The sequence below is a fragment of the Weissella cibaria KACC 11862 genome (assembly GCF_000193635.1).
GTDB classification, from domain to species: Bacteria; Bacillota; Bacilli; order Lactobacillales; family Lactobacillaceae; genus Weissella; species Weissella cibaria.
The window spans coordinates 102,857-123,073 of sequence record NZ_AEKT01000049.1; the positions used below are offsets into that span (position 1 = coordinate 102,857).

A 20,217-nucleotide genomic window follows, 5' to 3' on the forward strand; every position below is an offset into this window, starting at 1 on the left:
TTGTCTCACTAATTGTATTATACAAAATCTAAGTCGTGCGCGATTGGTGTTTGCATAAGCGTTCGAACTGTCTCAAGCTGTCGCGTCTGACCTAGCACCCACATTAGTTTTGCCACGATTGCTTCGGTGTTCATATCACCAGCCGTAATACCACCAGCATCCGCAACCCGCTTGCCCACTTCATAGAGATAAATATCTTGTCCCTCTTCTAAAATCTGGGTCGTAATAATAACTGGGATACCGGCTGCCGTCAATTTTTCAACACCCGGAATAAGATTGCGACGCTCGAATGGCAGACCGCCATTACCAAAGCTTTCAATAATGACACCATGCATATTAGCGGCCAAATAATCAAAAATATCGACCGTTAGACCCGGAAACGCCTTAAGTACAAACACCTTGGTATCCAGATTAATGCTAGGTGTCAGTACCGGCGTTTCAGGTTCAGGTTGGTACAACGGCACCATGTTACCTTCTGATACGCTAGCAATGTACGGATAATTAATACTTTCGAACGCATCATAACTCTTTGATTTGGTCTTCACTGCCCGTGTTCCCGCCATAACAAGACCATTAAAGACTAAATAAACACCTTGCAGGTCCGTTTGGCTAGCAAACGTTAACGAATCGTGTAGATTACGCACCGCGTCGGTTTCAGCCATACCAAGTGGCACTTGCGATCCCGTCAAAACAACCGGCTTATCAAAGCCATACAGCAAATATGACAGAGCAGCAGCCGAGTAGCCCATGGTATCCGTACCATGCGTCACGATGAAGGCGTCGTACGCCTGGTGATGCGCTTGAATTCGTTCCGCAATTTCAACCCAGTCTTCCGGTTGCATATTAGTCGAATCCTTACTCATCACGTTTTCAACGGACAAATTCACCCCTGGTCGACGTTCAAAATAACTGACTAACACTTCCGCCGCCAACCCAGGCGCCAACCCGTTCTCCGTCTTTGTTGAGGCAATTGTGCCTCCCGTTGTCAGTACTAGCACTTCTTTCACGCTACTACCCTCCCCTACGCTTCTTTCTAGATATCCTTACATTATCGCACAGACCGCATTGTCTATTGCGATTAATTTCAGCATATCCGCAAATAAAAACGGGTTTAACAACCAACGTTGCTAAACCCGTTTAATTCTTAATATTAATCTTTGGTACTATGCTTTGCGCCATAGGCCACGTATACCAACGCACCTACAACGACCCAAACAAGGGTCAAAATCAAGGCATCCTTGTTCAAAGAAACGAACAAACCGATTGAAGCCAATGCTGAAATAATTGGCAACACTGGGTACCATGGCATCTTGTAACCTGAGTGGTCAATATCTTGACGCTTACGCAACTTCAAAACACCCACTGAGGCGACGATAAAGGCGATCAACGTTCCGGCAGAAACCAAGTTTGCCAACATCCCAACTGGGAATACGGCGCCCAACACGACGGCCAAAATTGTCAAAACCAATGTACCATTCTTTGGCAACCCATTCTTATCCAACTTGGCAAAAGCCTTTGGCATCAAACCGTCACGTCCAAATGAGTAAACCAAACGTGACCCACCAATCATCAAGGCAATCAAACCAGAGAACATACCAACCAACGCCACAACTGACAACAAGTTCGCTGTAAACAAGTGACCTGATTGACGCAATGCCCAAGCGGCCGGCTCAGCATTACCAGCAAACTTCGTGTAGTGGAACATACCCGTCAAAACGGCTGCAACACCAACGAACAAAACTGTTGCAATCAACAACGTGCCAACGATTGCACGCGGCATTGTCTTTTGTGCGTTCTTAACTTCGGCTGAGTTGGCAGCAATTGTGTCGAAACCGATGTATGCGAAGAAGACTTGCGCAGCTCCCATCATGACACCGTGCATACCACCGAAGTTTGTTCCGGGCACGTGCTTCGGTACAAATGGTACCCAGTTTTGCAACTGGACAGCAGTAGCACCCACTACGATGAACAAAACGATAACCGCAATCTTACCAATAACCAACCAGTTTTCAACCTTGGCGGCACCCTTCACACCACGTGAAACCAGGTGACCAACAACCAACAACGCCAAGGCACCAAACAAGTCGAACCACGTTCCGTTACCTAGCGAGAACGATGTCGTCAACGCCTTTGGTAACGCAATACCAAAACTTGATAGGAAACCTTGGAAATATGATGACCACGATGCTGAAATCAACGCCAAGGCAATCAAGTACTCTGCTAGGACCGCCCAACCGGCTAGCCAACCGACAAATTCACCATAAATGACGTTAGCCCATGAATAGATTGACCCCGCATATGGCATCGCTGATGCAAATTCTGAATAAGCCAAGGCTGATAAACCGGCAATAATTGCTGCAATAATAAATGAAATAACAACCGCTGGTCCTGCGTAATCAGCCGCCACGATACCTGGCATCGTAAAGATACCAGCACCCACAACCGTTCCGACTCCCATTGCGATCATTTCACGCAATCCGAGCACAGGCTTCAGATGGCCGTCCTTATCCGCGTAATTTCGCGGATCTTCTCTGCGCGCCATGCGCGCGAACAAACCCTTTTGTTCCATAAACGTTTCCTCGTTTCAACTACTCATCTAGCTACTAGATTTACTCATTCAATCATTAGAAAATAATGTGATAATTCTACATTCAAAACCAGTTACTGTCAACTGAATTTACCACCACAAATGCCCAGTTTTCGGAACTTAACGCATTATTATTAAATACTTTTCATAAATGATTATCGACTATGCAAAATATAATGAATGCCTTTTTAGCTTGCGTACCTTTAGTAATAATGATAAACTTCTAATCATTAAGTACTAACAAGAAAGAAATGGAGGTCATCATTATGATTAAGCAATACCGTCACAACAGCATTACTGTCATCACGACGACCACCACCTCAACCACCATTTTGGCTGGTTGGGCTCTTTAAAGTACTGTTAAATAAAGATTGTTAACAGGCCGTCCAATCAGTTCTACACCCCATTGCGGTGCATGGCTAGTTGGACGGTCTTTTTGTATGCTTAGGAGAAAAAGAATATGGCAAAGAACAAAGATAAATTACCTGACGGCCAGTTACAACGGTCGCTAACGTCAAATCAAATGCAGATGATTGCCTTGGGTGGTACCATCGGGGTTGGCCTATTTATGGGTTCAACTTCAACAATTAAATGGACTGGTCCTTCCGTCCTATTAGCCTACGCTTTCGTCGGCTTGCTCCTGTACTTAGTGATGCGAGCCTTGGGTGAAATGATTTTCATCAACCCCACAACCGGATCATTTGCTGATTATGCAACCAATTACATTCACCCGCTTGCTGGGTATCTTACAAAATGGAGTAACGTTTTCCAATATATTGTCGTTGGTATCAGTGAAGTTATCGCGGTTAGCCAATATCTCAATTACTGGTGGCCAAACCTACCTGGTTGGATTTCCGGCGTGGTCGTTATTGCCACTTTGACGCTAGCGAACCTTGCTTCAGCCAAGGCATACGGCACGATGGAATTCTACTTTGCCATGATTAAGGTTGTCACGATCATTTTGATGATTGTATTGGGTGTGATGGTCATCTTCTTAGGATTGGGTAATCACTGGCACGCACTTGGCCTATCAAACTTGTGGTCACATGGTGGCTTCTTCACCGGTGGTGTGAAGGGATTCATCTTCTCACTATCAATTATCGTTGGGTCATACCAAGGAATCGAAGTGTTGGGTATCACAGCTGGTGAAGCTGCCAACCCACGTCACGCTATCGTCTCATCAGTTAAGTCAGTTGTTTGGCGTATTTTGATTTTCTACATCGGGGCCATTTTCGTTATCGTAACGATTTACCCTTGGAACCAACTGGCAGCCGTTGGCTCGCCATTCGTTGAAACGTTCTCAAAGGTTGGAATTGCTGGTGCCGCTGGAATCATTAATTTCGTGGTCTTGACGGCTGCCATGTCAGGCGCCAACTCAGGCATTTACAGTTCAAGTCGTATGCTATTCAAGTTGTCACGCGACAAGGAGACGTCTGGTGTTTTCCAAAAGCTATCTTCACACCACGTCCCATACGTTTCAATTTTGGCCATTTCAGGTGGTATCTTACTTGGTTTGATTTTGAACACGGTATTATCACTTTATAGTAAGTCAACGGCAAACATCTTTGTCCTGGTTTATAGTTCAAGTGTGTTACCTGGTATGGTGCCTTGGTTCGTTATTCTTTGGTCAGAACTTAGCTTCCGCCGTTCAAACAAGGAATTACTTAAGGATCACCCTTTCAAAATGCCACTCTACCCATTGACGAACTACTTCGCAATCTTCGCTTTGGTCTTGATTGTCATCTTTATGTTCATCAATCCTGAAACACGCATCTCAGTTTCAATTGGAGCCGGCTTCCTCGTGTTGCTATCACTATTCTTCTTCGCAACGAACAAGCACAAGCAATAAATCAAAAGCGTCCTCGCAGCAGATGCGGGGACGCTTTTTTGATTTATTGCTTATTTTTATAGTATAGATAAACCGGAATACCAACAGCCACAAACACAAACGAAATGAGGACCATTGTAAAACTAGAAATCAACGTATTAATCAAGATGAACAACGCACCTAAGATAGCCACCAAAGGCACAAACGGGAATAACGGTACGCTAAACACTTCCGGATCACGTGCCAAACCGGCCCGTTTGTTACGAATACGTAAGATGAAAATACCAAAGAATGTTGCCGTATAGAACAACCAGATGACGAACACAGCCATATCTGATAGCCAATCTGCCTTTGACGTAAACATCAACGCACCGGCTAAAACAGCTGTGGTCCACAAAGCGCCAACCGGGGCCTGCGCTTTATTCAAACGGGCTAAGAACTTGGGCAACATGCCATCTTCAGCCATCGCATACACCATACGTGGGAAAGCTAACATCTTACCATTCAAAGTTCCCGCCATTGAAATCAAAATACCAATCGATAGTAGACGACCGCCTAGCTCACCGAAGGCCGACTTTGCTACTTCATAAGTCACATTATTGCCAAGTTTAACAATTTGATCGGCAGGCATCGCACGGTACACACCATATGAAACACCAACATAGGCCAACATAACAATCAAAATACCCCCAATAATTGAACGGGGAATATTACGCCGTGGGTTCTTTAATTCACCCCCCAAATTGGTCAGCGTTGCCCACCCATCGTAAGCAAACAACGTTGCCAAAACGGCCATACCAAAGTTTCCCGTTGCCGTTGATGATAGCTGGGTAACCGTCTGACCCAGTGCGTCAGCCTTACCGAAAAACAAACCAAATACCATCAAGACTGCAATTGGAATCAACTTAATACTGGTCGTAGCGACTTGGAACATCGAAGCAATTCGATTATCTAGCGAATTCATCAATGTGATAAGCACTAATGTTCCCAATCCAACCCAAATCACCGCACTATCTGGTAGGCCAAAAAAATTAGCAAACAGATACGCGAAGTATGCAGCAATAGAAGCCACAATTGCCGGCGCATAAACTACAACTTGCGTCCAGCCGGTCAAAAAGCCCCAAAACTTACCGTACAACTTATCCATATAAATATAGATACCACCGGTCTGGGGAATGTGCGCGCCAATTTCTGAAATCGTTAACCCGGCTGCCAAAGTGATTACCCCACCAGCAACCCAAGCGAGTAACCCAAGTGTTGTGCTACCAGCCGTTTCCAACACTTGTCCCTGCTTGAAAAAAATTCCCGATCCGATAACGGTTCCGATTACAATCGAGATACCCGTCCAAACACCCATCGTCCGTTTCAAATGATGCTCTTGCCCTGCCATATCCTATACCCTCTACTTTCAAAATAACCCAATATCACACAAAAACACGCAATCGTCTCGACGAAAATTTCGTCAGTTAACGATTGCGTGTTCGATTAAGCGCTTAATAATTTTTGTACGCTAAAATCCTCAACCGTTAAACTGGACGGTTGAGTCAGAGGACGTCGTCATGATGATAGCTGTGCTAATTCGATTATTCATAAGTCTGCCCTCCTTTTGGCGTTTTTGTATGATTAGAACTTTATCATCATCTCATCGTTTGTGCAATAGGTTTTCTCATTCTATTTTTAATATCTTCAATGCATCCCCAGACTGATTTAGAATTCGAATTTCTAATCCAGGCTGCGTTACCCCACCAGCCCGCATGGCCCCCAGCACCTTATCCGTTAACTTCTGTACCTGCGCTTGTTCATGCTTCAAGCCAAAATTAATGAGTTCTGTTGACACATTAGTTGTCCGGATGGTGTATATAATACGATTCTGATCATCGGTTGCATTGGCCGACGTAACCATCCCCTGCGACAGTTTTAATACGCGACGTTGGTAGGTATTTAATTGTGACGCAACCGCATGCGCGGATCCTGGTTGCAAGTTAACCCGCAAATCTACTTGTGATGCCACTGGTAATTTAGGTTGCGTCTGCGACCAAACCACCAACCCAATCAGGATACTTAAAAAGAGGAGACCACTGATTATCCACGCTAATTTTTTCATGATTAACCTCGTCTAATCTGTACTAGCAACCATTATACCGCAGTCAGAATTGCTAATAATAAAGAGCGTAAAAAAGCCTTAACCACATTTCTGACAGTTAAGACTTTTACTATTAATTCAATTTAACCAGCAAGCGTTACTAGAATACCGCCCAACATAACGAAGAGGGCCCCGATGGCAATACCAATGATTTGCGTCTTTGTTTTACGTTCCTTCAAGATCAAAATCGCACCCAACGTTGAAACGATAATGCCCATCTGTGACAACGTTGAGGCCTTCGCTTGACCAACTGCAGGGTTCAAGACAGCAAGACGAATCATCACCTCACCAGTTCCCCACATAATACCAGCCAAACCATTCTTTGCCGTTTCCTTCGTCAATAATGGCAACTTGAAGTTTCCACCATTGAAGATGAAAATACCAAAAACCAAAGCCCCGATTGTTTGACCGATGGCGATGGGCAACGACAAGGCCATCGTGTTGTGCAACGTACCTGTATCAACGTGGACCAAGTGTAACAAAGCAACTGTCTTTGGAATCATGAAATAAATCATGTAAGCAAAGACTGAAATGATCGTTAACCGTACCCCATCCTTATTCAAGTGTGATGGCTTACCTGAAATCAAGAAAACACCAATAATAACGGAAACAATGGCTAACAAGCCAATTGTCCACTGGTGGGCACCTTGCCACTCACCAAATACTGCTGCACCAACCAACGCGTTCACCGCAATTTGGCCAGCTGTATTCAAACCAGACGCCTGTGAAACACCCATCTTCTTAAAGGCTGCTAATTGGAAGCTCGTTCCGGCAGCCCAAGCGATTCCTGATAAGACGTACGTCAAACCAGCCATACTGAAGACAACGGGCCAAGTTGGTCCCTCAAACAAGGCGTACACGCCAACTACGATTGAGAAGACCAGCGAACCAAGCGCGCCACCCAAAATTTGGTTTGCGACACGACCACCAGCCCATCCATTTACAATTCCCATTACTCCCCACAATACGGCGGGAATCAAAGCATACATAATTGACATGTACCATTTCTCTCTTTCAACTCTTTTTTATCAACGTTAATTACTATAGCACCGGGTTTTATGCCGTTAAATTAAAAAGGGAATAAAATAGACCAATCCAAGAATTGGCGTATACCATTTCTTGGATTGGTCTAGTTATGACACTTAATTAATTGCCGCTTCACCAGCATTTTTAGGTAGCAACATCACTTCAATCATCGGTACAATGGCAAAAATCCCTAGCACGACAAAGCCCCATGCATAGGCGCCTTGCAGTGTCATACCATGACGGAAGATGTGGATAATCACCGTAATCAATGAAATACCCAAGCCTTGGCCAAGACTCTGCGTCACAGCCGTTAAGGTATTAGCCCCGTTCCGGTGAATTGGGGCAACATCCGTGAATTGTAGCCCATTATATGACGTAAAGGCCAACGACCGCCCAACACCCGAAACGAGTGCCAGGAACATAATCGCAATCGCTGTCGTATGCGGCCGAACCAGCGCCAATCCAAATGAACTCAATATCAACATCAAAAATGACGCAATTAATGCCCCACGGAAGCCAAGGCGACGAATAATTGGATTCGTAAACGGCTTAATGCCGATGTTACCAATGAAAATAAAGATGACATACCATCCTGCGCGGGCCGCTGACCAACCAAAGACCGTTTGCAACAGCACCGTTAAGACGTATGGCAAGCTGGCAATGGTAACTTGGAATAGCGTCCCACCAGTTTGCGACACTCGGAACGTCGGTACCTTCATCGTCGCCACCGAGAACAATGGATGTTCAGCTCGGCGCAAGTGCTGGTAAACATTTACGCCCAACACAATACCAATAACGACCATAATCAAACCGTACCAGACAACCACGCCTGTACGTGCTAACATTTCAGCACCCGTCAGCAACGCCATTGACGCCAGCGCTAATTCAACGAAACCACGCACATCAAACGGCCGTGGTTGTTGCTGATCATCACGTGGCAATAACCGTACGCCAATCAAAAAAGCGAGCAAGCCGATTGGCAGATTAATCAAGAAAATCCAGTGCCAAGTAAAGTATGTCACGAACATACCGCCAATAACTGGCGCCACAGCTGGTGCCATCAATGACGGCCAGACCAAATAACTAATCATCTTCAACAGCTGATCTGCCGGTGTCTTTTCCAACACCATTAGCCGGGCCGTTGGCGTCATCATAGCCCCCGCAATTCCTTGTACAATTCGCATAATCAATAGCACGGTAAAGTTGGGCGCTACTGCACTACCAAAGGAACTTAGCGTAAAGAGCACAACCGCCCACAACCAAATGTTCTTTTTACCATAGCGTTGCGCCAACCAGCCACTCAATGGGATGAAAACAGCCACGGCAATCATATATGTACTAACCAACAAACTCGCCGTCGCCGCACTAACATTAAACGTTTGGGCCATCTTGGGCAGAGCCGTGGTTACAATCGTGCCATCCATGACATCCATAAACAAACTTGCTGCCATCAATAACGCGATTTTAATTTCTTTCGACACGCTACTTACCTTCCTTTTTCTAAAACTCACGAAGAATAAGTGTATGCCTTTTTAAAAAACGTTGCAAATCAAAACGCGATACCACAACCGATCTTATGACCGCCTTGTAGTATCGCGCTTCATTAACTAATGTTGTACTGCCACCTTGGTAGCTACTGTTGAATCAACTTGTTCAATGTCAGAGTCCAAGTCTTCCTTATCCTCTAAACGGAACGTGATGATGTAAGCAATAGCTGCAGCGGCTGCAGCTCCCAAACTCATTGCACTCATAAATAATGTCATCATCGTTTCCCCCTTTACGTTCCTTTTGTATGTATTAATAATAAGGCCTGCACATAGGCATTGTAAACGATTTCAGCTGTATTAATTTTGTCAGAACGTCAAAAAATTTAATGGTCTATACCGGCAAATTAATCACCTTATTTTGTACATCCCCAATAAAACAAGCTACAATGAAGTCATTAAATCAAGATTGGTCAAACGAGGAGGTATTCGTATCATGAAGGCAGTTCAAATTAAAGAGTTTGGTGACGTTGATGTACTTGAAGAAATTGACACCCCAACACCAAAGATTTTGAAGAAGCAGGTGCTAGTTAAGAACCACGCGGTTGCAATCGATCCTTACGATGTAAAGTTTATCCAAGGACTTGCCGGTGAAGCCGATAAGCTCCCATTGATTCCTGGATCAAGCGTGATTGGTGAAGTTATTGCCGTCGGCGAAGAAGTCACGGATTTCCAAGTCGGTGACCGTGTCGCCGCAACGCGCCACCACCAAACCTACGCTGAAGAAGTTCCCGTTGGCCAATCTGCAGTTGCCAAGGTGCCAGCTGAACTAGATGACGAACACGCGGTAGCTGCCGTGATCGGTGCTGCTACTGGCTATCAAATGATTACTGATGACTTAGACGTTCAGGCTGGACAAAAAGTCTTGATTCAAGGTGGGGCCGGTTCTGTTGGATCCGTTGCTATTCAAGCTGCCTTGAACCGTGGTGCGGTAGTCTACGCAACGGCTAAGCCAGCTGATTTCGACTACTTGAAGTCACTTGGTGATGTCACACCGGTTGATTATCACACAGCTTATGAAAACGACTTGTCTGATTTCGATGCTGTTTTGGACACAATTGGCGGGGCCGTTGCCATTCAATCTGCTAAGATTTTGAAGCAAGGTGGTAAGCTACGCAACCTAACAAGTTACGATGACGAAGCCATGAGCGCATTCGACATTGATGCTGAACACACTTACCTAAAGGGTAAGCGCCCTAACCTGGCAGCTTTGTACGCCGATATGGTCGCTGGCAAAATCAACGTCAAGGTTGGCGAAATTAAGCCATTCACTGTAGCTAACTTGCGTGACGCACATGCTGCTGCTCGTCAAGGTTCAGCTGCTGGTAAAGTTGTCTTAACCTTTTAATTAAACGTAAAATTTAAGCGAGCGAATGTTTCATGTGAAACACCGTTCGCTTTTGTTATTGACTATAATGGAACTATTACTTTTTTCCGGGAGAAATTACTATGCTATTCACAGAACGTGACTATTACGAAGACGTCGTGGCGATGCTAAACGCACGCGGGGTAAACTTAGAAGACATCGGCGAATTGGTTTTGTTCGGTCAAAAGGCCATCATTCCCAACCTAACAATGGCAGACGCCGTTGACTCAGTACAACACGTCCTACACAAAACCGAAGTACAAGATGCAGTGATGACCGGTCTCGCAATTGACGACTTGGCGGAAGCTCGACAATTGCCACAACCATTGCAAGGTCGCATCGACCGTGATCATGGTACTTACGGCATTGATGAGCAATTGGTTATGTCAATCCTTGGCGTTTACGGCACCATTTCTTGGACAAACTTTGGCTACCTCGACCGATTAAAGCCCGGTATCGTTGGTCGTTTGAACGACGAGCAACACGCTGGCGGTCGTGTGAACACCTTTATTGATGATATCGTATCAGCAATTGCCGCAGCCGCCCAAGCCCGGATTGCGCACGATTAAAAATGAACAAAAATAAAGCCAGGCACGTGTGTCTGGCTTTATTTTTGTTCATTTATCAATTACATAATGCCGTTTGCCTTGGCAGCTTCGATCAAATCGATCTCCTTAGCACTTTGAACAGGTGTTGGTGTTCCGTCAACGTTAATTGACTCAATCCCCTTCTTTTCCAACAACTTCTTCAACTTATTCTTCTGTGACATAAATCCATACCTCCAGCACATTTTTAATTTGCGCGTCAGGTGATTGGCCCGGCGTGTATGTCTACCCTTATAGTGTAGTCCTTTTTTACCGGTTTGTTAAATCAAGTTCACGAACGGGCTAGCCGTAATTAATCTGGTTGGAAAGTGCCCGTCTCAACATCTTGGATAAAATGTCGCAGATTATAGAAAAATACTTCTGGATTATCGACCATGTGGACGTGTCCAGCATCTGGCGTGACACGCAACCGCGCATTCGGCATTTTATCGCGCATCTCCCGCGCTACTGACAATGGCATTGACTCATGGCCACCAAATGTTAGTAACGTTTGCACCGTGATTTCATGTAGCCGCTCTGCAACCGACCAATGGGCCAATTCGCCAGTAATCACAAATTCATTATTTCCCTGGAAATGATTATAGACGGCCGTACCCATTGTACTAATCTGATGATGCGGTGCATTTGGGTGACGCGTGATATATGCCTGATCAAGTTGCGTGGCGTAGGCTTGATAGGTTGGATTATCCCATTCACCCCGTTCTTCAACTTCACGCATAAACGCTACGACATCAGCATCGAATTCATGTTCTCGAATGGCATTGATGTTCGTTACATAATCATCAATATTATCAATCATTGAAATAATAATAAGTCCTTTGACGACGCCCGGGTGGCGCAACGCATATTCCTGCGCTAATAATCCACCCCATGAATGGCCCGCTAAATAAAATTCACCATCTTCATAACCTAATTGCTGCCTAACTTCTTCTACCTCATTTAGATAGTAGTCATAATTTAAAAATCGTTCAACGTTAGCCGGATCATCAAAATCTGGTTGGTCTGAATACCAAGCCCCCAGCTGATCATATTGTGTGACTTCGACACCATCCGGATTTAAAAATTCTGGAAAACGCTCATATGGTTCATGCCCAGCGCCCGGTCCACCGTGCAACGTCAGCAATTTAATTGGCTTGCCCGTACCATCTGTACGCGACCATAAATGATAGCCATTCTCAAGCGATAAAATGTGCGTGCCATCTTTTGTCATCCAATCATCCCCCTATTTCTTTTCAGCGTGCTTCCAATCAAAGGTTCCCCCGACTGGATTGACGTAAACACCCTTAACATCTGGATTCTGTAACGCCGTGATCTTTGAGTACGTCAGTGGCGCAACCGCACCCTGCTTTTCAGCATATTGTTCAGCAGCAACCAAATCCTTGTAACGTGCCGCCTTATCATTAGCATCCGTGACCGTCGCCTTGCGATATAGCTCGTCATACTTGGGATCAGACCAACCCGTCAAATTCCATGAAGCCCCCGTAACCAATGTTTGTAGCATATCGACTGGGTCCGTGTAATCCGCGTTCCAAGTCGAGAGTCCCAAATCGAATTTTCCTGCCTTGGTCAACGCACTAGTCTGCTTAGCGGGCACTGACTTCACACTCACTTGTAAGCCCTTCAAATTCGTTTCCAATTGTGACTGTAGATATTGTCCTGTTTGCTTAGCCGCATCCGTATCACCTGTTAACAAGGTCAACTTCACGGTCTTCTTACCCGTTTCCTTCAAACCAGCAGCCCATAACTTAGCTGCCTCCGCTTTGTTATAGCTAACGTACTTCGTGTGGGCCGTGTCGACAAAATCCTTACCCGTATTTGGATCCTTCGTTAATCCCTTTGCCACAAAGGTCTTGGCTGGTTCAGCAGCCCCCGTTAGCACGTTTTTCGCCAACTTTTCACGATTTACTGCATAAGACATCGCTTGACGCAACTTCACATTTTTCAACACTGGATTCTTTTGGTTCATCGTCATATAAGTTGTCGCTGCGGTATGAACCGTCGTAAACCCATGCTTGTGCTTAGAGTTACGTGCTTGGGTAGCATTTAACTGCGCAAAATCAGCTTTACCGGCATTATACAAATTGAAACTTGTCGTCGCATCTGCCGTTGTGGTGACATTTACAGCTGGCGTCTTAACAGCATCGGCATCCCAGTAATAAGGATTTTTAACATATTGGTATGTTGAACTTGAGCCATCCCACTTCTTCAAGACATATGGACCACTTGCTAATGAATCCTTAGCCGTCGTTCCGAACGCCTTACCAGTCGCTGTGACAAAACTTTCCTTTTCTGGGAAGAAGTACATCATCGCCAACTCAGCTTTCAATTGTGGCAACGGCCGATCCAACGTGACTTGCAACGTTGTGTCATCAAGGGCCTTCACGCCTAATTGGTTCATATCAGTAACTTTTCCTGATTGGATAGCATCCGCATTCTTGATACCGCTAAAGAACATCGATCCGATTGCCGCCGTCTTAGGATTGTTTGTGCGTTGCCAACTACAAACAAAATCATGCGCCGTTAATTGTGATCCATCGGACCACTTTAAATTGTCACGCAACTTAAATGTCCACGTTAACCCGTCATCTGAGACATCTACTGATTGTGCGGCCGCCAATTCTGGTTGTCCACTTGTACCAACACGATACAATCCTTCACCAGTGGCTTGCACCGCATTTTGTGATGGGATATCCGCTACGTTTGAAGGATCTGTTGTCTTCAAGTCCCCCGTCAACGTCCAATTCAATTCCTTACCGGCCGCATGCGCCACTTGTGTGCTAGCACCTGCAACTGCAACCAAAGCAACTGACATCAATACTGAATTCTTAACAAACTTATTCATAACCTACACGCTCCTATAATTTGGGTGGGACGAGTAATAGTTTGAGCTCAAAAATATATAAAAAAACGGCTAGTATTCTGCGCAAAATACTAGCCGTTACTCGTTTACAAAGTAATTAAATTTGGCTAGCCATGTTAACTGTGTAGCAGTTTCATGGCTAGCAAGCATCTCAAAAAGCCAACCATCACTGCGAAATAATAATAATAATCGCAATAATAATTGGGGCAACCAACGTCATAACATTCAATTTTTCAACAGACACGTTCTTCATGACGTCGTCCTCCCTTTTCTTGATGTTTCTAAGTATACGCAGTTTATGATAAGTGTCAACACTTCATTCTAATCTTTTTCTAATTAAATTAAGCGCCACCGTATACAAAAACCGCCCATGACCAGTTCACGCGTCATGGGCGGTTTATTATTTAACAATTAGTCTTCTTCTGAACCAAGACCAAACTTAGCAATTACGGCTGCAACCGCACCACCAAGCAAAGGACCTACGATGTAGGCACCGATGTGAGTCAATGCAGTTGATGAACCGAACATTGCAAAGAATGCGGCTGGGGCCAATGAACGAGCTGGGTTCAATGAACCACCCGTTGCTTGCAAACCAAGCATGATCAATGCACCCAACGTCAAACCAATGATCATTGGTGCCAAAGCTGAGTTCTCAGCGTTCTTCTTTGACGTAACCATCAAGATTACCAAAACAAAGACAAACGTCAAGAATGCTTCAATCAACGTAGCTGACAAGAATGAAACTGGTGTGTTGTAGTCTGTTTGACCAAAACCAACTTGCTTGATTGTTGCAGCAGTTGCACCAAAGGCCTTCATGAAGCCAAAGATAACAGCTGAACCAGCAAAAGCACCAATGATTTGGGCAACGACGTAACCAATAAATTCAACCCATGAGATACGACCGTTGATGGCTTGTGCCAAAGAAACGGCTGGGTTAAAGTGACCACCTGAGATTGGGCCAAAAGCGTATGCTCCGGCTGCAACCGCGATGGCGAATGCCAAAGCAACTGGCAATGGACCAGCTTGAGTACCGACGAAGATAACAACTCCAGTACCCATGGCAACCAACATCAAAGTTCCGAAGAACTCGGCAAGATACTTGCGCATGTTTTCCATGATTAAAAACTCCTTCGAGATATACTTTGTACGACTGTACAAAATTAAAAAATTCTGACCCTACTATATAACAAAAACCGACTTAAATTCAGCTTTAAAGTTCCGCCGTTAACGTAATTTTAATATTAGCGACCAATAATCTTGCTGGCTGCACGATCCAACGCTAACCAAGCATTCATTGAGTTTGCCTTAAATTGTTCAATGAATGAGGGCTTACCTTCTTCTGGCTTTGCCTCACCTTCGAATGAATTTTCGATGCCAAAGACTTGCAAGGCATTAAATTCTTCATCCCAACGAACTGTATAGTAGTTACCTTCCATGCGTTCATCAACAATATCTTGGAAACCAAGCTTCAAGGCTTCCTTAATGACATCATCCTCGCTGACTGGAAAGCCACGTGCGGCCATCAATGCGACACGATCCGCAACCTGTGTCATATCCTCAGGAATTGAATGCTCGTTCATAATCTTTACTCCTTCTTTCAGTGACTTACTTTGTGTTCAGAATTAAACACGTTACTAAACACATTTTAGCAGTGAGTTGCGATATAATAAAGCAGACTGGTCATGTTAGGGCTTTTAGGCCCCTGACCAGGTCCAGTCACCGTTATCTGACGTATTCGCAGCACCTGCTTAACACTGCCAGATAACCCGATAATGTCCAAAACAACGTTATCGATAACATTTAATCTACTATAAGGAGGTTACTTTTCATGGTTGAAGCAGTAACCGCACAAGAGATGCAACGATTTGACCGTTATACAATGGAAGAAATCGGTGTTCCCGCCTTGGTTTTAATGGAACGCGCCGCAATGGCCACCATTGAAGTTTTGGCAGCCGGTACCTTTGATTTAGCCAACGTGCTTGTTATCGCCGGACTTGGTAATAACGGTGGTGACGGTGTCGCCATTGCACGCATGTTGATTCAAAAAGGTGTTAACGTCGACCTATTGATTCTTGGTGATGAAAATCGTGCTACCGCTAACACAGCCACGCAACTTAAGATTGCCCGTGGCTATGGTATTCACACCCAAAACCGTGTCCGTGATTTCCGCAATTACACGGTCATCGTGGATGCGCTATTTGGAATAGGCCTTTCTAAGCCCGTTCCAAGCAAACTTGGTGATATTATTAAACGAGTAAATGCCGCTAATATTCCGGTTGTCTCTGTTGATGTCCCATCTGGTTTGCACGCAACTACTGGAGAAATCCTTGGCTCTGCTATTCGTGCCACCGCAACTGTTACTTTCGCCTATCCTAAGCAAGGGTTGTTGCAAAACGAAGGCCTAAAACGCGCCGGCAATATTTATGTGAAAGACATTGGCATTTATTCACCGGAAGAATTAGCAGAATTTAAACAGGAAGAGAGCGAGAACTAATGAATATCGTATTAGTCGGGGCTGGTCCACGTAACTTGTCTTTGGTTGAGCGTCTAATGGCGCACGCCAAGTCAACGACCGAGCCTGTTGACATCACCCTATACGACCCATTTCCTATCGGTGGTCGTGTTTGGAACCCAGATCAAGACCCAACTTTCTTGATGAACACTGTTACACAACAATTGACGTTGTTTACTGATCCTTCAGTACCTAACCACGCTTCTACCGCGTTGTATGGTCCTAATTTTTATGAATGGTCTGTCACGTTCGGTAAGGAATACGTGAAGATGCACGACTTCAAGAATGAAGCTTACTTCTTGGATGAGTTGACGCGTATCAACCCTAACCGTTTCACGTCACGTGCTTTGTTTGGTGTGTATGGCCAATGGTTCTTTGAACACCTTGGTGCTCACGTCCCTGCAAATGTGACATTGTCATATGAACGTCGCAGTGTCACTGATGTTGTTAAGCAAGATAATCAATATACGGTCACTATCGACGGCACTGATACCATCATTGCTGATCAAGTGGTGATGGCATTGGGTCACGTGGACAACAGCTTGAACGATGAAGAGCAAGCTTTCGCTGATGCCGCTGCAGGCAATGCTAACATGTTGTACGTTGCCCCAACGCACCCTTCAGAAGCCGACCTCGATGCTGTTCCAGCCCGTGAAAAAGTTGTTTTACGTGGTTTGGGATTGAGCTTCTTCGACTACATTGCTAAGTTAACAATCAGCCGTGGTGGTCGCTTCGCTCGCGATAACAACGGTGTGATGTACTACCTACCATCTGGTAAGGAACCTCACATGATTGCTGGTTCTCGCAAGGGCTTGCCTATGCACGCACGTGGTGTTAACCAAAAGGTTGCGGCTGAAGGTTATCAACCACTATTCTTTACGTCAGAAAATTTGGATAAGTTGGCTGAAAAGTCAAACGGTCAAGTTACCTATGACGAATTCTTTACGTTGTTGCGTAAGGAATTGGAATACAAGCACTATCAAAACACAATTAACGACTTTGGTGTCACATGGCCATTCAACGCTGCCGAATTCATGGATGCTTTGGCAGCCAGTGATGATTTGAATGAAACTGCCCGTAAGTACGGCATTTCTGAAGAATACATCATGGATTGGGATCGTATTTTGAACCCCGTTGATGATGTACCAGCTGAAGTTGAATACAGTGACTTCATGATGAATTACCTAACTTGGGATATTAACGATGCCAACCAAGGTAACAACGATGCACCTTATGCCGGTGCCTTTGATATGTTGCGTGACGTCCGTGGTATCATTCGTCACTATTTGGATGCTGGCTACTTGTCATCTGACGAATATGCCAAGTTCCTATCAAAGTTCAACCCATTTAACTCATTGATTTCCGTTGGACCTCCTGTCCTACGTGTTGAGCAAATGCGCGCTTTGATTGAAGCTGGTGTCTTGGAAGTTGCTGGCCCTGGCTTGGCAGTTTCTGTCCGTGATGACCACTACGTTGCAACGGATAACCGTGGCAACACGTGGACGGTCAACAACTTGGTAGAAGCACGTTTGTTCCCTGTGTCATTAGCTGCATCAACTAACCCTTTGGTTGCCAACTTGCGTGATCGTGGTTTGTTGAGTGCCGCCGAGTACACAAAGGCTGACGGTTCAACTTATGTTGTTGGTGGTACCCGTATGAACAAGGAAGATTTGACTGTTATCGATGCTAACGATAACGAAGTTGATGGTTTGTTCATTTGGGGTGTCCCAACGGAAGGTTGGTCATGGTTCACAACGTTTGCTCCTCGTTCAGGGGTTAACGATAAGAACTTGCGCGATGCTGAAAACATCGCCCGCCGTATCTTCGGTAAGTAATTAAGAATTTTTAAAACGTCCATTATGGCTAAGACAGCAATGTCAGCCATAATGGGCGTTTTTGTTGTCATACAGGCATTCTTACAATTGCAAAGATTTTCTAAAGGGTGTATATTAGGTTTATCCTAACGTTAGGATAAACCTAATATATCATTTTGAGGCCTTGCTTATGAGTCATAATGTGTATGCTAACGAACCACGGCGTGCTGTCATGGTAATCGATTCCAAAAGTTTTTACGCCAGTGTGGAAAGTGTTGATTTAGGATTAAATCCCCTCAAGTCCTTGTTAGTGGTCATGAGCCAGCAAGAAAACACAAATGGTGGTCTCGTCCTGGCTGCGTCACCACAGGCTAAAAAAATCCTTGGTGTATCCAATGTGATGCGTCAACGCGACGTTCCTCGTGATCCACGTTTGGCTATCGTCCAACCACGCATGAATTACTACATTCAAAAAAATAAACAAATCAACGACATCTATCGACAATTTGTCGCTGATGAAGATTTACATATCTATTCAATTGATGAATCCATTCTCGATTTAACGGACAGTTGGCGCTATATCGAATCAAAATTTGGGCGCAAGTTAACACTTCGCAACATGGCCCGTCTCATTCAGGAAACCGTTCACGATGCAACCGGCATTTATTTGACGGTTGGCATTGGCGATAATCCCGCGATGGCTAAGATGGCCCTCGATATTTCAGCTAAACATAACAAGGATTTAATTGGGGAATGGCACTACGAAACAATTCCCGAGCATTTATGGCCGATTACCAAGCTCGATGACGTTTGGAGTATTGGTAGCCGTACTGCCAAAACCTTACGCCGTTTAGGCATTTTATCGATGCGTGATTTAGCCGCTTTTAATCCTTATCGGCTCCGGGAACTGCTCGGGGTCAAAGGGATTGAATTATATGCGCTAGCTTGGGGTGTCGATCGCAGTCGGCTCAGTAATAAATATCACGTCAAAGAAAGTTCCTTTAGCAACGGCCAAGTTTTGCCTCGCGATTACGATAACCCTGCTGAAATCGAAGTTGTCATTCGCGAAATCGGTGAACAAGTAGCTAGTCGGTTGCGTGCAAAACATGTCGTGGCTAGCCAAATCAGTTTAGGCATTGGCTTTGGCTATCGTACGACCGGCCCGAATCATGGTTTTAGTGGCCAGGTAACGATTGACGCCACCAATCTAAGCCTCCCCATTACCAACGCCCTACGCGAAATTTTTCGCACCCACTACGATGGTGAGGTTGTTCGTAACATTTACGTCAGCGCTGGTCGCTTGGCTCCTGATGGCGTGGAGCAAATCGACCTCTTCACCCCTGTGACGATTAACATGAAGCAACGCCAAATTGACAGCGTCATCGATACGATTCGACAAAAATTTGGCGTCGGCGCTGTCTTTAAAAGTTCTAGCGTCGCTGGTGGAACGATGCTAAATCGCATCGGGTTAGTTGGTGGCCACAATGGCGGTAACGCTTATGGATGATGATATCGATATTTTTGCCCAAGCTGCCCGCTTCTTCGCACATGACTATCATGAAAGAGGCATGGTGAAATGGCAAGGCTACTACCTATCTGACCACACTGAAGATGTTCATAAAAACCAATTGGCCGCGGCGCAGGCGGCCACCCGACGACGAATGCCAGAAATGGATTTAGCAGCCATTACCGCGTTACTTTTTGATGCGTACGGACGGCATGAAATTGTCCATGTGCAACAAAATTTCAGCGCTACTGATGGTGTGGTGCCTGAAATCATTACCGGCTTAGTCACGGGTTACACTGAGTCAGCCGTAATTATCGGCAATGCTCATATCCCGCTCGACCAATTATGGTGGGCTAGCAAATGACGATATGGTGGCTTTTTAGGCTTGTTAAGCGCAAAAAAATCCGTCCGTACTAGTACGAACC

At 45.1% G+C, this 20,217-nt stretch carries 19 protein-coding genes; 7 read left to right on the top strand and 12 right to left on the bottom strand.

Annotated features, from left to right (window positions below; all coding sequences use genetic code 11):
• Positions 1 to 17 precede the first annotated feature (17 nt).
• Together ESE_RS0110330 and ESE_RS0110335 are read right to left on the bottom strand one after the other, a co-directional pair.
• The gene (locus tag ESE_RS0110330; RefSeq protein WP_010375042.1) at positions 18 to 1,007 is read right to left on the bottom strand and encodes an asparaginase; all 990 of its coding nucleotides are present in this window, start codon (positions 1,005 to 1,007) and stop codon (positions 18 to 20) included.
• 143 nt (positions 1,008 to 1,150) lie between these two features.
• Positions 1,151 to 2,569: an APC family permease gene (locus ESE_RS0110335; protein ID WP_010375043.1), complete on the bottom strand. Its 1,419-nt coding sequence runs from the start codon at positions 2,567 to 2,569 to the stop codon at positions 1,151 to 1,153.
• A gap of 478 nt (positions 2,570 to 3,047) precedes the next feature.
• Here ESE_RS0110335 and ESE_RS0110345 point away from each other — a divergent pair, with 478 nt between their 5' ends.
• Entirely contained in the window at positions 3,048 to 4,436 is a 1,389-nt protein-coding gene (locus ESE_RS0110345) for an amino acid permease (RefSeq protein WP_010375044.1), read from the top strand.
• Between the two features lie 43 nt (positions 4,437 to 4,479).
• On the opposite strand, the gene ESE_RS0110350 is transcribed toward ESE_RS0110345, so the two are convergent.
• The 5 genes from ESE_RS0110350 to ESE_RS12290 form a co-directional block, all read right to left on the bottom strand.
• On the bottom strand, positions 4,480 to 5,805 hold the full coding sequence (locus ESE_RS0110350) for an APC family permease (RefSeq protein WP_010375045.1): 1,326 nt from the start codon (positions 5,803 to 5,805) through the stop codon (positions 4,480 to 4,482).
• 276 nt (positions 5,806 to 6,081) lie between these two features.
• Positions 6,082 to 6,519, bottom strand: a complete 438-nt coding sequence (locus ESE_RS0110355) for a hypothetical protein (RefSeq protein WP_010375046.1) — start codon at positions 6,517 to 6,519, stop codon at positions 6,082 to 6,084.
• Positions 6,520 to 6,641: 122 nt separating this feature from the next.
• Positions 6,642 to 7,556: a GRP family sugar transporter gene (locus ESE_RS0110360; protein ID WP_010375047.1), complete on the bottom strand. Its 915-nt coding sequence runs from the start codon at positions 7,554 to 7,556 to the stop codon at positions 6,642 to 6,644.
• 144 nt (positions 7,557 to 7,700) lie between these two features.
• A complete protein-coding gene (locus ESE_RS0110365) occupies positions 7,701 to 9,065 on the bottom strand; it encodes an MFS transporter (RefSeq protein WP_010375048.1) in 1,365 nt (454 codons plus the stop codon).
• A 126-nt stretch (positions 9,066 to 9,191) separates the two neighbouring features.
• On the bottom strand, positions 9,192 to 9,350 hold the full coding sequence (locus tag ESE_RS12290) for a hypothetical protein (RefSeq protein ID WP_153280280.1): 159 nt from the start codon (positions 9,348 to 9,350) through the stop codon (positions 9,192 to 9,194).
• A 214-nt stretch (positions 9,351 to 9,564) separates the two neighbouring features.
• Between ESE_RS12290 and ESE_RS0110375 the strand changes: the two genes are divergently transcribed.
• The gene (locus tag ESE_RS0110375; protein ID WP_010375051.1) at positions 9,565 to 10,476 is read left to right on the top strand and encodes an NADP-dependent oxidoreductase; all 912 of its coding nucleotides are present in this window, start codon (positions 9,565 to 9,567) and stop codon (positions 10,474 to 10,476) included.
• Positions 10,477 to 10,577: 101 nt separating this feature from the next.
• Positions 10,578 to 11,063 carry a phosphatidylglycerophosphatase A family protein gene (locus ESE_RS0110380; protein WP_010375052.1) on the top strand — a complete coding sequence of 162 codons (486 nt, stop codon included), beginning with the start codon at positions 10,578 to 10,580 and terminating at the stop codon, positions 11,061 to 11,063.
• A 59-nt stretch (positions 11,064 to 11,122) separates the two neighbouring features.
• Here ESE_RS0110380 and ESE_RS12395 read toward each other — a convergent pair whose 3' ends face one another.
• The 5 genes from ESE_RS12395 to ESE_RS0110410 form a co-directional block, all read right to left on the bottom strand.
• Entirely contained in the window at positions 11,123 to 11,263 is a 141-nt protein-coding gene (locus ESE_RS12395) for a hypothetical protein (RefSeq protein WP_010375053.1), read from the bottom strand.
• 128 nt (positions 11,264 to 11,391) lie between these two features.
• The gene (locus ESE_RS0110390) at positions 11,392 to 12,309 is read right to left on the bottom strand and encodes a proline iminopeptidase-family hydrolase (protein WP_010375054.1); all 918 of its coding nucleotides are present in this window, start codon (positions 12,307 to 12,309) and stop codon (positions 11,392 to 11,394) included.
• Between the two features lie 12 nt (positions 12,310 to 12,321).
• Positions 12,322 to 13,941 (bottom strand): peptide ABC transporter substrate-binding protein, encoded by a 1,620-nt coding sequence (locus tag ESE_RS0110395; RefSeq protein ID WP_010375055.1) that lies wholly within the window; start codon positions 13,939 to 13,941, stop codon positions 12,322 to 12,324.
• A 429-nt stretch (positions 13,942 to 14,370) separates the two neighbouring features.
• The gene (locus ESE_RS0110405) at positions 14,371 to 15,075 is read right to left on the bottom strand and encodes an MIP/aquaporin family protein (RefSeq protein ID WP_010375056.1); all 705 of its coding nucleotides are present in this window, start codon (positions 15,073 to 15,075) and stop codon (positions 14,371 to 14,373) included.
• Between the two features lie 125 nt (positions 15,076 to 15,200).
• Complete coding sequence (locus ESE_RS0110410) at positions 15,201 to 15,539, bottom strand: hypothetical protein (RefSeq protein ID WP_010375057.1); 339 nt, start codon at positions 15,537 to 15,539, stop codon at positions 15,201 to 15,203.
• 248 nt (positions 15,540 to 15,787) lie between these two features.
• On the opposite strand from ESE_RS0110410, the gene ESE_RS0110415 reads away from it, so the two are divergent.
• The 4 genes from ESE_RS0110415 to ESE_RS0110430 all read left to right on the top strand — a co-directional run bounded on the left by ESE_RS0110415 (position 15,788) and on the right by ESE_RS0110430 (position 20,156).
• Positions 15,788 to 16,453: an NAD(P)H-hydrate epimerase gene (locus ESE_RS0110415; protein ID WP_010375058.1), complete on the top strand. Its 666-nt coding sequence runs from the start codon at positions 15,788 to 15,790 to the stop codon at positions 16,451 to 16,453.
• A complete protein-coding gene (locus ESE_RS0110420) occupies positions 16,453 to 18,306 on the top strand; it encodes an FAD/NAD(P)-binding protein (protein WP_010375060.1) in 1,854 nt (617 codons plus the stop codon). Before ESE_RS0110415 ends, ESE_RS0110420 begins: the two co-directional genes overlap by 1 nt.
• Before the next feature lie 169 nt (positions 18,307 to 18,475).
• Entirely contained in the window at positions 18,476 to 19,792 is a 1,317-nt protein-coding gene (locus ESE_RS0110425; RefSeq protein ID WP_010375061.1) for a Y-family DNA polymerase, read from the top strand.
• Positions 19,770 to 20,156 carry a hypothetical protein gene (locus ESE_RS0110430; RefSeq protein WP_123157476.1) on the top strand — a complete coding sequence of 129 codons (387 nt, stop codon included), beginning with the start codon at positions 19,770 to 19,772 and terminating at the stop codon, positions 20,154 to 20,156. Before ESE_RS0110425 ends, ESE_RS0110430 begins: the two co-directional genes overlap by 23 nt.
• Positions 20,157 to 20,217 lie beyond the last annotated feature (61 nt).

Bases quoted from the DNA above. Each gene is read 5' to 3' on its own strand.
- ESE_RS0110335 (WP_010375043.1), bottom strand. From the start codon at position 2,569: ATGGAACAAAAGGGTTTGTTCGCGCGCATGGCGCGCAGAGAAGATCCG.
- ESE_RS0110345 (WP_010375044.1), top strand. From the start codon at position 3,048: ATGGCAAAGAACAAAGATAAATTACCTGACGGCCAGTTACAACGGTCG.
- ESE_RS0110350 (WP_010375045.1), bottom strand. From the start codon at position 5,805: ATGGCAGGGCAAGAGCATCATTTGAAACGGACGATGGGTGTTTGGACG.
- ESE_RS0110355 (WP_010375046.1), bottom strand. From the start codon at position 6,519: ATGAAAAAATTAGCGTGGATAATCAGTGGTCTCCTCTTTTTAAGTATC.
- ESE_RS0110360 (WP_010375047.1), bottom strand. From the start codon at position 7,556: ATGTCAATTATGTATGCTTTGATTCCCGCCGTATTGTGGGGAGTAATG.
- ESE_RS12290 (WP_153280280.1), bottom strand. From the start codon at position 9,350: ATGATGACATTATTTATGAGTGCAATGAGTTTGGGAGCTGCAGCCGCT.
- ESE_RS0110375 (WP_010375051.1), top strand. From the start codon at position 9,565: ATGAAGGCAGTTCAAATTAAAGAGTTTGGTGACGTTGATGTACTTGAA.
- ESE_RS0110380 (WP_010375052.1), top strand. From the start codon at position 10,578: ATGCTATTCACAGAACGTGACTATTACGAAGACGTCGTGGCGATGCTA.
- ESE_RS12395 (WP_010375053.1), bottom strand. From the start codon at position 11,263: ATGTCACAGAAGAATAAGTTGAAGAAGTTGTTGGAAAAGAAGGGGATT.
- ESE_RS0110390 (WP_010375054.1), bottom strand. From the start codon at position 12,309: ATGACAAAAGATGGCACGCACATTTTATCGCTTGAGAATGGCTATCAT.
- ESE_RS0110395 (WP_010375055.1), bottom strand. From the start codon at position 13,941: ATGAATAAGTTTGTTAAGAATTCAGTATTGATGTCAGTTGCTTTGGTT.
- ESE_RS0110405 (WP_010375056.1), bottom strand. From the start codon at position 15,075: ATGGAAAACATGCGCAAGTATCTTGCCGAGTTCTTCGGAACTTTGATG.
- ESE_RS0110410 (WP_010375057.1), bottom strand. From the start codon at position 15,539: ATGAACGAGCATTCAATTCCTGAGGATATGACACAGGTTGCGGATCGT.
- ESE_RS0110415 (WP_010375058.1), top strand. From the start codon at position 15,788: ATGGTTGAAGCAGTAACCGCACAAGAGATGCAACGATTTGACCGTTAT.
- ESE_RS0110420 (WP_010375060.1), top strand. From the start codon at position 16,453: ATGAATATCGTATTAGTCGGGGCTGGTCCACGTAACTTGTCTTTGGTT.
- ESE_RS0110425 (WP_010375061.1), top strand. From the start codon at position 18,476: ATGAGTCATAATGTGTATGCTAACGAACCACGGCGTGCTGTCATGGTA.
- ESE_RS0110430 (WP_123157476.1), top strand. From the start codon at position 19,770: ATGGCGGTAACGCTTATGGATGATGATATCGATATTTTTGCCCAAGCT.